11 protein-coding genes, 1 tRNA gene, 1 other RNA gene and 1 pseudogene are annotated in these 11,825 nt (G+C 72.7%); 4 read left to right on the plus strand and 10 right to left on the minus strand.

Translation table 11 applies throughout. The features are described 5' to 3' along the window. Nucleotides 1–16: 16 nt before the first annotated feature. Nucleotides 17–835, minus strand: a complete 819-nt coding sequence (locus L8M95_RS17140; protein WP_260489300.1) for an SDR family oxidoreductase — start codon at nt 833–835, stop codon at nt 17–19. 62 nt (nt 836–897) lie between these two features. Beyond that, nucleotides 898–2,406, minus strand: coding sequence for an NAD(P)/FAD-dependent oxidoreductase (locus tag L8M95_RS17145; protein ID WP_260487270.1), 1,509 nt, complete (start codon nt 2,404–2,406; stop codon nt 898–900). 112 nt (nt 2,407–2,518) lie between these two features. On the opposite strand from L8M95_RS17145, the gene L8M95_RS17150 reads away from it, so the two are divergent. Further along, the gene (locus L8M95_RS17150; protein ID WP_260487271.1) at nt 2,519–4,177 is read left to right on the plus strand and encodes a CYTH and CHAD domain-containing protein; all 1,659 of its coding nucleotides are present in this window, start codon (nt 2,519–2,521) and stop codon (nt 4,175–4,177) included. 14 nt (nt 4,178–4,191) lie between these two features. Here L8M95_RS17150 and L8M95_RS17155 read toward each other — a convergent pair whose 3' ends face one another. From L8M95_RS17155 to cobC, 6 genes and pseudogenes are all read right to left on the minus strand, one after another. Beyond that, nucleotides 4,192–4,365: an SPOR domain-containing protein gene (locus tag L8M95_RS17155; RefSeq protein ID WP_260487272.1), complete on the minus strand. Its 174-nt coding sequence runs from the start codon at nt 4,363–4,365 to the stop codon at nt 4,192–4,194. Between the two features lie 184 nt (nt 4,366–4,549). Continuing rightward, nucleotides 4,550–4,977, minus strand: an RNA gene (gene rnpB, locus L8M95_RS17160) — RNase P RNA component class A. Nucleotides 4,978–5,026: 49 nt separating this feature from the next. Continuing rightward, a pseudogene (locus tag L8M95_RS17165) lies at nt 5,027–5,674 on the minus strand (histidine phosphatase family protein); the annotation flags it as partial. Nucleotides 5,675–5,706: 32 nt separating this feature from the next. Next, nucleotides 5,707–6,438 carry a zinc ribbon domain-containing protein gene (locus tag L8M95_RS17170; RefSeq protein WP_260487275.1) on the minus strand — a complete coding sequence of 244 codons (732 nt, stop codon included), beginning with the start codon at nt 6,436–6,438 and terminating at the stop codon, nt 5,707–5,709. An 11-nt stretch (nt 6,439–6,449) separates the two neighbouring features. Next, a complete protein-coding gene (locus L8M95_RS17175; protein ID WP_260487276.1) occupies nt 6,450–7,607 on the minus strand; it encodes a Nif3-like dinuclear metal center hexameric protein in 1,158 nt (385 codons plus the stop codon). A 36-nt stretch (nt 7,608–7,643) separates the two neighbouring features. After that, entirely contained in the window at nt 7,644–8,744 is a 1,101-nt protein-coding gene (cobC, locus tag L8M95_RS17180) for an Rv2231c family pyridoxal phosphate-dependent protein CobC (protein ID WP_260487277.1), read from the minus strand. A gap of 86 nt (nt 8,745–8,830) precedes the next feature. Between cobC and L8M95_RS17185 the strand changes: the two genes are divergently transcribed. From L8M95_RS17185 to L8M95_RS17195, 3 genes are all read left to right on the plus strand, one after another. Then, complete coding sequence (locus L8M95_RS17185) at nt 8,831–9,499, plus strand: HAD hydrolase-like protein (RefSeq protein ID WP_260487278.1); 669 nt, start codon at nt 8,831–8,833, stop codon at nt 9,497–9,499. Next, nucleotides 9,489–9,965, plus strand: a complete 477-nt coding sequence (locus tag L8M95_RS17190) for a low molecular weight protein-tyrosine-phosphatase (RefSeq protein ID WP_260487279.1) — start codon at nt 9,489–9,491, stop codon at nt 9,963–9,965. The genes L8M95_RS17185 and L8M95_RS17190 overlap by 11 nt, the downstream gene beginning before the upstream one ends. A gap of 107 nt (nt 9,966–10,072) precedes the next feature. Then, nucleotides 10,073–11,062, plus strand: coding sequence for an SURF1 family protein (locus tag L8M95_RS17195; RefSeq protein ID WP_260487280.1), 990 nt, complete (start codon nt 10,073–10,075; stop codon nt 11,060–11,062). Between the two features lie 120 nt (nt 11,063–11,182). Here the strand turns inward: L8M95_RS17195 and L8M95_RS17200 are convergent. Further along, nucleotides 11,183–11,255 (minus strand) — tRNA-Val (locus L8M95_RS17200). A 97-nt stretch (nt 11,256–11,352) separates the two neighbouring features. Beyond that, nucleotides 11,353–11,787: a DUF3052 domain-containing protein gene (locus L8M95_RS17205; RefSeq protein ID WP_067714222.1), complete on the minus strand. Its 435-nt coding sequence runs from the start codon at nt 11,785–11,787 to the stop codon at nt 11,353–11,355. Between the last annotated feature and the right edge of the window lie 38 nt (nt 11,788–11,825).

Below are 11,825 nucleotides of genomic sequence, written 5' to 3' on the forward strand. Positions count from 1 at the left end.
CTGACGCGCTCCCGGGTCAGACCACCCCGAAGCGGCGCGACACCGCGACGGTGCCCCTCTGGTAGCCTGCCGGGAACAGCCGGACCAGGGCGTCCAATAGGTGCGCGTCGACCCCTACCAGCACTCGCGCCTTGCGTCGCTCCACGCCGTCGAGGATCACCCGTGCGGCGGTCGACGCCTCCGTGCGCGCGAACTTGGTGTCGAAGATCGTGGCGAAGTTCGCGCTGTCGAGGCCCTCCGCCGCGCCGGCGCTGCGGGCGACGGCGGTCTTGATCCCGCCCGGGTGCACGCAGGTGACGTCGACGGGGTGCCCGGCCGCCAGCATCTCCATCCGCAGGGACTCGGTGAACTGCTGCACCGCCGCCTTGGCCGCGTTGTAGGCGTTCTGGGTGGGGACGGACAGGAACGCGAAGATGCTGGAGACGTTGACCAGGTGGCCGTCGCCGGAGGCGATGAGGTGCGGCAGGAACTCCTTGGTGCCGTGGACGACGCCCCAGTAGTCCACGTCCATCACCCGCGCGATGTCCTTGTAGGCGGACTGCTCGACCGCCCCGGTGAAGGCGATCCCCGCGTTGTTGACGACCAGGTGGACCGCGCCGAAGTGCTCGGCGACGGCCCCCGCGTACTCCGCGACCATGGCCTGCTCGGTGACGTCGAGGCGCTGCGAGTGCACGTCGGTGGCGCCGTCACCGCGCGCGAGCTCGACGGTGCGGGTCAGGCCGTCGACGTCGATGTCGCTCAGTGCCAGCCGCGCGCCGCGCCGCGCGGCCTCGCGCGCCAGTTCGCGCCCGATCCCCGAACCGGCGCCGGTGACGACGACGACCTTGCCGTCCATCCGCCAGCGGGGGCGGCGGGCCAGTGACCCGACGGTGCCGAACAGTCGGCGGACAGGGGCGCTCACGAGAGGGCCTCCTGCCCGGTACGCGTCACGTCCGTGGCGTCGGCCGCGGTCCGCCGATACGCGCTCAGGTCGAACTCCCGCGTCTGGTTGCGGAAGGAGAACGTGAAGTCCGGCCACACGGCCGGCGCGTTGCCCTTGGCGTCGAGGTACCAGCTGCGACAGCCGGTCACCCACACGGTCTCGCCGGTGCTGTCGCGCAACTCACGGTTGTACGCGTCCTGGACGGCCGAACGCACCTCGACGGTCTGCAGGTCGCGGTCGCGCATGGTGCGCAGCGCGTCCACGAGGTAGTTGAGCTGGGACTCGATCATGTAGATCATCGACGAGTGCCCGAGCCCGGTGGCGGGGCCCACCAGGACGAACAGGTTGGGGTAGCCGGCGACGGTGGTGCCCTTGTAGGCCTCCATGCCCTCGCTCTGCCACTTGTCCGCGAGCGTGCGTCCGTCCGTTCCGCGGACCCGCTCGAAGAACGGGGAGTCGGTGACGTGGAAGCCGGTGGCCACCACCAGGACGTCCGTGGGGTGCTCGACGCCGTCACCGGTGACGATCCCGGTCCCGGTGACACGGGTGATCGGCTCGGTGACCACGTCGACGTTGTCCCGGGACAGTGCCGGGTACCAGGAGTTGGACAGCAGGATGCGCTTGCACCCGATCTCGAAGTGCGGGGTGAGCCGCGCGCGCAGCGCCCGGTCGCGCACCTGCATCGCCAGGTGCGCCCGTCCGAGCGCCTTGATCGGCGCCAGCGCCGCGCGCGTGCGGGTCAGGCCCACCACCTGGAACTCGCGGCTGGCGTACTGCAGGGCCCGCACCGCGCGTTGCAACCCGGGCACCCGGCGGTACAGCGACCGCTCGACCCGGGGGTACTGCCGATCCATACGCGGCAGTACCCAGGGCGCGGTGCGCTGGTAGACGTCGAGGTGCGCCACGGTCGGGGCGATGGACGGCACCACCTGGATCGCCGAGGCGCCGGTGCCGATCACCGCGACGCGCCGATCGGCAAGCGTCACCGAGTGGTCCCACCGGGCGGTGTGGAAGACGGGCCCGGCGAAGTCTCCGATGCCGTCGATCTCGGGGAGCCTGGGCTCGCACAGTGCGCCGACGCCCAGCACCACCACGCGGGCGTCGTATACCCCCTCGCTGGTGCGCACCGTCCACCGGCCGCGGGACTCGGAGTAGTCGACGGAGGTGACGTCGACGCCGAAGCGGATCTTGTCGCGCACGCCGGCCTCGTGGGTCACCCGGCGGATGTAGTCGTAGATCTCGCCCTGCGGCGAGAAGGCCCGCGACCAGTCGGGGTTGAGGGCGAAGGAGTACGAGTAGAGGTGGGACGGGACGTCGCACGCCGCCCCGGGGTAGCTGTTGTCCCGCCACGTCCCGCCGACATCCGGGCCGCGCTCGAGGACCACGAGGTCGTCGAAGCCCTCCTGCGCGAGTCTGATGGCCGCGCCGAGCCCGGAGAACCCGGCCCCCACGACGAGGGTGTCGACGATTTCCGGCTGATCCACAGTCTCTCCCTACGACGAACGTGTGACCGTTGCCACCGACCTTACCCGTCGGTAAGTCCACCGGGGGCCGTGCTCCTTCACGCCGTTCATCCTTTACTGATACAACCGGTCCATGACGATCAACGAGACCGTCGAGGTCGAGAGCAAGTTCGAGGTCGACGAGCACACCCCGCTGCCCACCGTCGACGCCCTCGCGCCTCTCGTCGCGGACGTCCCGGTGCAGCACCAGCTCTCCGCCACCTACTACGACACCGCGGACCTGTCGCTCACCCGCCACAAGGTGACCCTCCGGCGCCGGACCGGTGGGGACGACGAGGGCTGGCACCTCAAGCTGCCCGCCCGGGGTGGTCGCGTCGAGTTGCAGGCCCCGCTCGGTGACGGCGACCCGCGCGACGACGTCGTCCCACCGGAGTTCCTCTCCGCGGTCGCCGGGGTGGTCCGGCGCCGGCCGCTCGAGCCCGTCGCCCGCATCGACAACCGTCGGCAGGTCCTCACGTTGCGGGACCCCGACGGTGCCCCGGTGATCGAGTTCTGCGACGACCACGTCTCCACCGAGTCCTTCGTCGACGGCGGGTCCACGTCCGGGTGGCGGGAGTGGGAGACCGAACTGGTCGATCCGGGACGGCCCGACGCGCACGACCTCCTCGAGAGCGTCGCGACTGCATGCGCTGCCGCGGGCGCCACGGCCTCGTCGTCGTCGTCCAAACTCGCCCGCACGATCGGGCCCCTCCCCGAGGCCCACGAGCGCGGCGTCTCCCCCGTGCGGGACGCCCTGGCTCGTGACCTGCACCAACTCCTCGATCACGACCCGGGCGCCCGTCGCGTCACCATGGTGGGCGTCCACCAGATGCGCGTGGCGGTCCGGGGTCTGCGCAGCACCATCAGTTCCTACGCCGACGAGCTCGGGTCCGAGACCGCCGCCACCGACCTCGACCTGGCAGCGATCCTCGCCGAGCTCAAGGTGCTCGCCGCCGTACTGGGCAAGGTCCGTGACATCCAGGTGGTCGACCAACGGCTCGGGGCGCTGGCCGCCGGCTACCCCGAGGACGTGGTGACCCCGCGGACCCGGCACCTCCTGCGTACCGAACTGGACCTCGAGGAGGCCAGGGCGGGCGAACGACTCACCGCGGCGCTGCTCTCCGACCGGTACCTCGACCTCCTCGACCGGCTCCACGACCTGGTCCGCATCGCGGGCACCGACGCGGCCCCGGCGGAGGGCGGGACGCGGACGAAGGGCGGCGGGACGCGTCGCGACGCCGAGGACCTCCTCCTGCGCGGGGTCGATCGGCAGTTCAGGAAGTTCGCCAAGGCCCGCACCCGCACCGAGCGCGACCTGGACTCCCTCGACCTGACGCTGGCCCAGCGGGAGGAGCTCACCCACGTCGTGCGCAAGCGGGCCAAGGCGTTACGCTCCAACGTCAGCGCGGTGCCGGCCACGGACGACCTCGCCATCGCACCGTTGCGCACCGCCTGCGACCGGCTGCACTCGGTGCTCGGCGAGGTGCAGGACAGTGTCACCACCCGGCAGTGGATCAGACGCATCACGCGGCGTGCCGAATTCGCGGGCGAATCGACGTTCGGCCTCGGGGTGCTCTTCGAGCACGAGCGGGGGTTCTCCGAGCGCGCCCTCGAGGGGTTCGAGGGCGACGCCGCGGCGGTGACGGCCGCCTACCGCGAGCTGTCCGAATCACGCCGCGCGGCACGGCGATGCAGGAGGAAGGACGAGAAGGGCGGGAAGAAGGGCAACAAGAAGAAGGGCCGCGGGAAGTAGGCGCGCCCGGCGGGTCAGTCCTTCTCGTCCTCGGCGTCCCACGCCTCGTTGCGGGCCTTCGCCTTCGCCAGCGCCGCCTCCGCCTCCCCGCGCGTGGCGTACGGGCCCATCCGGTTGTCCCAGTTGGTCACCTTGCCCTGCAACGCCTGACCTGTGGTGATGTCGTAGTACCACTGTTCGTCCGACATGGTGGACCTCCTCGGTGCGACGGATGGCGTTCACTCCGGACCCTACTACCAGCGCCTCGGAGTATCAGTCTTCCGGCCTCGTCGGCTTGCGCGCCGGAAATGCACGATTCCGAGGGACGTGCGCTCCCGGAGTGGACCATAGGGAGCACGCAACCGGCGGGCGCACCACCAACCGGGGATGGGGCGAACGAGCCGGCCTGTAAGCCGGATCCTGTGCCCTCCGCGGGCGGAGGGCGACGACCATCCATCTGGACACACCGTTGCCGGGTGCCTCGAGCGGTCCACCCGCGGACTCGGGCGAGCAGCCCTCCCGTGCATCGCTGCACACCATCCGCGCAGTCGCACCGCGGGCGGTGCGACCTTCGACCTTGCTCCGGGCGGGGTTTACCTAGCCGCCCCGGTCACCCGGGGCGCTGGTGCGCTCTTACCGCACCGTTTCACCCTTACCGCGCCCGCAGGCGCGGCGGTCTGTTTTCTGTGGCACTGTCCCGCGGGTCACCCCGGGTTGCCGTTAGCAACCGCCCTGCTCTGTGGAGTCCGGACTTTCCTCGGACCCGGGCCTGGTCGCCCGAAGGCGCCGGTTCCCCTGTCCGCGGCCGTCCGGCCGACTCGTTCGCCCCAGGGAGTCTAGTCGCCCGCGCGGGGCGGTCGGGGTGCGGGCTCAGACGAGGTGGGAGGTGTCGTTGACCAGGTGCACCGAGGTGGGACCGTCGGGGTAGAAGCGCACGTCGGAGACGGAGGCGAGGTCCAGGTGCAATCGGAACAGCAGTTCGTCCCCGGCGCCCAGACCCGCCCGGATCGCCAGTTTGATGGGCGTGACGTGGCTGACCACGGCGACGACGCCGCCGGGGCGGTCGGTCACGATGCGCTGCAGTCCCCGCTCGACGCGCGCCCGCACCACGGCGAAGCTCTCGCCACCCGGTGGTGCCACGGCGGTGTCGGCGAGCCACCGCGAGTGGAGGGCGGGGTCCTGCTCGGCGGCCTCCCGGAAGGTCAGCCCCTCCCACCCGCCGAAGTCGGTCTCGATGAGGTCCTCGTCCACCACCAGGGGCACGCCTGCGGCATCGGCGGCCCGCTCGGCGGTCGCCAGGCAGCGTCGGAGCGGGGAGGAGACCACCGCGGTGAGATCCGGCAGTGCCGCGAGCCGGGCGGCGGTCCGCTCGGCCTGGGTGACGCCCAACTCGGTGAGGTCGGGGTCGCCCTGTCCGGAGTAGCGCCGGTCCACCGACAACGGGGTCTGTCCGTGGCGGGCCAGGACGATCCGGGTGGGGTGGCCGGTGGCCCCGGTCCAGCCGGGTCCGCTGCTCGAACCCGCTCCGGTGCCCGAACCCGGTCGGCTGCTCACGAGTTGTCGGTGCGGACCACGATCACGCCACACTCGGGGCAGTTAAGCACCTCGTCCTCGGGGGCGGAGCGGAACGCCGAGACGGTGCTCCGGTCGAGGTCCATCGCGCAGGCGGAGCAGCGGCCGCCGTTGAGGATCGCCGCGCCCCGGCCCGCCTCCTTCGCGCTACGGGTGTAGTGGTCGAGGAGTGCGGCGGGGATGGTCTCGGCCACGCGGGCCCGCTCGGCCATGGTCTCCGTCACCGCGTCCTCGAGCTCCGCGAGGGCGGTGTCGCGCAGCGTCACGGCCAGCCCGATGCGCGCGTCCAGGTCGGTGACGATCGCGCCGGAGTGGCGGACGTCGGCCTCCATGGCCTCGTGCCGCTCGCCGAGCTCGCCGAGCTCACCCTCGAGTGCCTCCTGCCGGCGGGCCAGCGAACGCAGTTCGTAGTCCAGTTCGGTGGACTGCCGCTCGGACAGGCCGCCCTTCGCGAGCAGGTCGGAGTCCGCAGCACGACGCCGACGCACGGCCTCCAGGTCGGACCGCAGCTTGGCCAGTGCGCGGTCGAGATCCTCCAGGTGGATCCGGGCCCGGGCGACGGACTCCGTGGCGGCCCGCCGCTCGGCCTCCAGCGCGTCGAGGGTCGCCTGCTCGGGTAGCTGCGACCGCCGGTGCTCGAGACTCGCCAGTCGCAGGTCGAGGTCGGCGATGTCGACGAGTCGACGCTGGTCGTGGGGATCGGCCTTCATGGGTGCCAAGACTACCGCTGCCCCCGCGCTCCCCCGGCGGCCACCGTCCAGGGGTCGGTCCGCTGCTCGCAGACCGTCGCCGTGAGATCCGCCCCCTCCTCGAGCAGGGCCGCGGCCTGTGCGCACCACGGGAACTCCAGCGCCCAGTGCGCGGCGTCGACGAGCATGGGCCCGCCCGAGCGAAGGTGCTCGTCCACGACGTGATGGCGCAGGTCCCCGGTGAGGTAGACGTCGGCGCCCGCGGCGCGGGCCGCGCCCAGCAGGGAATCGCCGGACCCGCCGCACAGCGCGACGCGCCGGATCTCGGCGTCGGGATCGCCCGCGGCGCGGACCCCCCACTCGGTGGTGGGCAGGCGCTCGGCCACGAGCTCGGTGAACCGCGCCAACGTCATCGGTGCGTCGAGTTCGCAGATCCGACCGAGCCCGGTGTCCTCGGGTCCGGGTCCGGGTCCGGCGTGGTTGACGAACACGTCCATCGCGGGCACCTCGTACGGGTGCCCGGCCAGGACGGCGCGCCGCACCGCGGACCGCAGTTCCGGCGGCGCGACGAATTCCACCCGGGTCTCGGAGACCTGCTCGGGCTCGCCGATGCTGCCGATGGTCGGGTCGGTGCCGTCGCCGGGGCGGAACCGGCCGGTGCCCCGGACGGAGAACGAGCACTCGGTGTAGCCGCTCATCCGCCCGGCGCCGGCGGCGAAGACCGCGTTCAGCAGGTCGTCGCGGTCGTCGTCGGGCACGGTCACCACCCACCGGTCGACGGTTCCGTCGCCGGTGGGGGCCAGGGGGCGGCCGGGGGTCAGACCGAGCGCGTCGGCGAGGGCGTCGTTGACTCCGGGTCGGGCGGAATCGGCGTTGGTGTGTGCGGAGTACAGCGCGCAGCCGCCCGCGATGAGCCGGTGGAGCAGTCGACCCTTGGGGGTGTCGGCGGCCACGGAGTGCACGCCCCGCATCAGCGGCGGGTGGTGGACCAGCAGCAGGTCGGCGCCCTCGGCGAGCGCGTGGTCGACCACGGCGTCGGTGGCGTCCACCGCCACCACGACCCGCTCCACCTCGGCCGCCGGGTCACCGGCGACCAGTCCCACGCGGTCCCACGATTCGGCCAACCGCGGCGGGTAGGCGTGCTCCAACAGGTCGATCACGTCGGCCAGGGTGGGCCTGCCGGTGGTCATGGTCGCTCCCCTTCCTGTTCACCCGCCGCGCCGCGATCAGTCCGTGCCGCGATCTGCCCGTTCCGCCATCTGTCCGTGCCAGGCTCCGACGAGTTCGTCCACCATCGTGCCCGGCCGCACGGCCAGTCGCAGGTAGGTGGCGTCGAGGCCGGGGAACGTGTCGCAGCGACGGGTGACGATCCCCCGGCGCACGAGCCCGGTCCGGAACGCGACCGGATCGATCCCGGCCGGGGTGCGGACCAGGACGAACGGCGCGGCCGGCGGCACCACCACCTCGATCCCCGCGGCGCCGAGTGCGCGGACCATCTCATCCCGCTCGGCCGCGACCTGCACCCGCGCGGCGTCGAGCTCCGGATCCGCCTCCGGACCGACGCATGCCCGGACGGCCTCCAGCTGGAGGGTGCCCAGGGGCCAGTGCGGCCGGCGCGCGGCCAGGTCGGCCAACACCGACGGGTCCCCGACGGCGTACCCCACTCGCAGGCCGGCCAGCGCCCACGTCTTGGTCAACGACCGCAGCACCACGAGGCCCGGCAGCTCGGCGCCGGCGAGGGTGTGGGCCGCCTCGTCCGGGAGGATGTCGCAGAACGCCTCGTCGACGACCGTCACCCGCCCCGGACGACACAGCGCCGCCACGGCGGACCGGGGGTGCACCACCGAGGTGGGGTTGGTGGGATTGCCGACGACGACGAGGTCCGCCTCCTCCGGGACGAGGCCGGGATCGAGGTCGAACGGAACCGGCAGGAGGACCCGCTCCACCGACACGCCGGCCCGTCGCAGCTCGAGCTCCGGTTCGGTGAAGGACGGGTGCACCACCGCCGCTCGCAGCAGGTTCCGGGCCGCGTGCGCGGCGAGCAGGTGGAACCCCTCCGAGGCGCCGCCCAGCAGCAGGACGCGGTCGCGTCCGACCCCGTGACGGGCGGCCACGGCGGCCACCGCGGCGTCGTCGTCGTCGACCCCCGGATATCCCCCCAGGTCGGCGAGGCGGGCCGCCAACCTGTCGCGGAGCCAGCCCGGCGGCCCGGACCCGCGCACGTTGACGGCGAAGTCCAGGGCGCCGGGGACCAGCTCGGCGTCACCGTGGTGTCGCAGCGCCGCCCACGACGCCTGGTCGGGGCCCTCTCCGGGTTGTTCACTCATTCCCGGAAGCGTAGGACGACCGCGCGCGCCGCGCGGCGCCGGACGGGCGGAGGGGCCCGCCCGGCGGACTCTGGGAGGATGGCGGCATGACCGACCGCCCGATCCTCCTGGTGGACCTCGACGGCACCATCACCGACTCCCTCGACGGCATCGCCAAGTCCCTCCACCACGCGCTCGGCGTGGTGGGCACGCGCTGGGACGACACCCGCGACATCCGTTCCATCGCCGGCCCGCCCATGGTCGACACGTTGACCTCGCTCGGCCTCGCCGGGTCCGACCTGGACCGGGCCGTGGCCGCCTACCGGGAGCGCTACGACGAGGTGGGGTGGTTGGAGAACGCCGTCTTCACCGGGATGGACGCGTTGCTCGACCGGCTCGCCGTGGACGGCTACCGGATGGCGGTCGCCACGAGCAAGGACGAGGTCGCCGCGCGCCGGATCCTCGGGCACTTCGACCTGGCCGCGCCCTTCGAGTTCATCGGCGGGGCCGACATCTCCGTCGGCCGGATGGCCAAGGCCGACGTGATCGCGCACTCCCTCGCTGCGATGGGGGTCGAGCCGACGCCCGTCGACGGGGGCGGGACCGGGCAGGTGCTGATGATCGGAGACCGCGAGCACGACATCGAGGGCGCCGCCCGCTACGGCGTCCCCACCGCGATCGTGCGGTGGGGTTACGGGCGCCCCGACGAGTGGGACCGCGCCCACTGGTCGGCCGTCGACACCGCCGCACTGGAGGAGATCATCCGTGGGTGGTGAGTCGCGGGTGCGCGTGGTGTTCGTCTGTACCGGCAACATCTGTCGCTCCCCCATGGCCGACGTCATGGCGCGTCGGGCGTTCGCAGACGCCGGGCTCGGCGACCGGGTGGTCGTCTCCAGCGTCGGCACCGGCGGCTGGCACGTCGGCGACGGCATGGACCCGCGCGCCGCGGCCGAGCTCGCGGCCCACGGCTACGACACCGGGCACGTGGCCGCGCAGCTGTCCGAGGAGGACCACGACGCCGACCTCGTGGTGGCCCTCGACGCCGGCCACCGCGATCACCTGCACCGCGCGGGCGTCGACCCCGACCGGATCCGGCTGCTGCGTTCGTACGAACCCGGCGCGGACGGTGCGGACGTGGCCGACCCGTACTACGGCGACGACAGCGGCTTCGCCCGCACCCGCCTGCAGATCTCGCGCGCCCTGCCCGGTCTGGTCGCCGAGGTGCGCGGCCTCACTGCTTAGCGGGCGCAGGGTAGCGGGCGCGGGGTAGCGGGCGCGGGGTAGCGGGCGCGGGGTGGCGGGCGCACCGGCGACGGGACCCGCCGGCGCGCGACGGATACCCTGGGACCATGCGGACTCTGCGGCGATTCCTGACCCCGGGATGGGTGATCGGCGTCCTCGCCGCGATCTTGTTCGCCTGGGCGTGCTTCGCGCTGCTGGCGCCGTGGCAGTTGGGCAAGAGCGACGATCTCGACGCCCGCAACGCGCGGCTCGCCGAGTCCGTCGAGGCCGCCCCGGCGCCGCTGGCGCAGGTGGTCGACGGGCCGCAGGCCTACGCCGAGCGGGAGTGGCGCCTGGTCACCCTCTCCGGCGAATGGCAGCCGGACTCCGAGGCGCTGTTGCGTCTCCGGTCCGTGGACGGGGATCTCGTCTACCAGGTGCTCACCGTGTTCGACCCCGTCGACGGCGCGGACCTGCTGGTCAACCGCGGATACGTCCTCGTCGGGGAGAACAACGCCGTCCCGGACTACCCCGCGGCTCCCACCGGCGAGGTGGAGATCACCGCGCGTCTTCGCGTCGCCGAACCCGGCGAGGCCGAGCCCGTGCCGATGGCCGGCCTGCCGGCGGTGCGGGTGGTCGACCCCGCGGCCATCGGAGACACCCTCGGACACGACCTCGTCCCGGAGGGGTACCTGCAGTTGACCGGGGACCAGCCCGGTTCGTTGACCCCCGCGCCGATCCCCGGCATTGAGAACGGCCCGTACCTGTCCTACGGTCTGCAGTGGCTGGCCTTCGGCGTGCTCGCCCCGGCCGCGCTCATCTACTTCGCCTGGGCCGAGATCCGGGCCCGGCGACGCGACGCCGAGGTCGCGGCCGCCGACGCCGAGGCGGACGCCGACCGGGGTTCGGATGACGACATCCCCCCGACCGCGGGGAGAAGCGACCAGGGTGGCGGGACGACGGGCGGCATCGCCCGTGGCGACAGCAGCGTCGACCGGGACGCCTCCGACGTCGACGAACTCTCGGCGCGCGAACGGGCGATGCGAGCCCGCTACGGCGACCGCGACGACGTCGAGAAGCGCCGGGCTCTCCGCCGCGCCGACCGCCTGCGGACGTGACCACACCCCGCCGTATCCACCGCGGCCCGGAGTGTTCGGTGGTGCGATCGGGAACGGCTCCGGAGATGTTATGCGAGAGGCCCCACCTCGTACGGGTACGGGGTGGGACCTCTTCCTCGGTGCGCGCGGAGGGAATCGAACCCCCGACCGCTGGTGTGTAAGACCAGAGCTCTAACCGCTGAGCTACGCGCGCGTACGCACCGGCGCCGAGAACGCGCCGGTGCGGTCAGATTATGCCATCCGGGAGATCGCCCCGCCCCGGGGCGGGGCGGGCATCCCGGGTGCCGGGATCACTTACGCGGCATGCTGTTCTTGCGCAGGGCGAGCCGGCTGCCGGCCCAGTCCCCGAGCGCGGCGGTGCGCGTCTGCAACATCCCCGCGGTCTGCGCGGACTCCGCGATCACCGCGGGCACGACATGCCCGTCGCGCCCCGTCTTGGGGGTGAGGACCCACACGGAACCGTCGTCCGCCAGGGGGGTCATGACGTCCATGAGTCGGTCGACGAGGTCACCGTCACCGTCCCTCCACCAGAGCAGCACCGCGTCGACCACCTCGTCGGTGTCCTCCTCCAGCAGCTCTGATCCGACGGCGTCCTCGACGGCCTCGCTGATCGACTCGTCACAGTCGGAATCCCATCCGACCTCCTGAACGAGCATGCCCTCCGTCAGTTCGAGCTGACCAGCTACCTGGTCCGCTCCGTCCTGCTGGTTCGCCGCGGCGACCACCGTGGTGTTCCTCCCTCTATTCCGTCGTGCTACTTCTC

Source organism: Dietzia sp. B32 (assembly GCF_024732245.1).
GTDB lineage: Bacteria > Actinomycetota > Actinomycetes > Mycobacteriales > Mycobacteriaceae > Dietzia.

Excerpts from the sequence above, each read along its gene's own strand:
- L8M95_RS17185 (WP_260487278.1), top strand. The coding sequence starts at position 8,831 with ATGACCGACCGCCCGATCCTCCTGGTGGACCTCGACGGCACCATCACC.
- L8M95_RS17175 (WP_260487276.1), bottom strand. The coding sequence starts at position 7,607 with ATGACCACCGGCAGGCCCACCCTGGCCGACGTGATCGACCTGTTGGAG.
- L8M95_RS17155 (WP_260487272.1), bottom strand. The coding sequence starts at position 4,365 with ATGTCGGACGAACAGTGGTACTACGACATCACCACAGGTCAGGCGTTG.
- cobC (WP_260487277.1), bottom strand. The coding sequence starts at position 8,744 with ATGAGTGAACAACCCGGAGAGGGCCCCGACCAGGCGTCGTGGGCGGCG.
- L8M95_RS17140 (WP_260489300.1), bottom strand. The coding sequence starts at position 835 with ATGGACGGCAAGGTCGTCGTCGTCACCGGCGCCGGTTCGGGGATCGGG.
- L8M95_RS17195 (WP_260487280.1), top strand. The coding sequence starts at position 10,073 with ATGCGGACTCTGCGGCGATTCCTGACCCCGGGATGGGTGATCGGCGTC.
- L8M95_RS17150 (WP_260487271.1), top strand. The coding sequence starts at position 2,519 with ATGACGATCAACGAGACCGTCGAGGTCGAGAGCAAGTTCGAGGTCGAC.
- L8M95_RS17170 (WP_260487275.1), bottom strand. The coding sequence starts at position 6,438 with ATGAAGGCCGATCCCCACGACCAGCGTCGACTCGTCGACATCGCCGAC.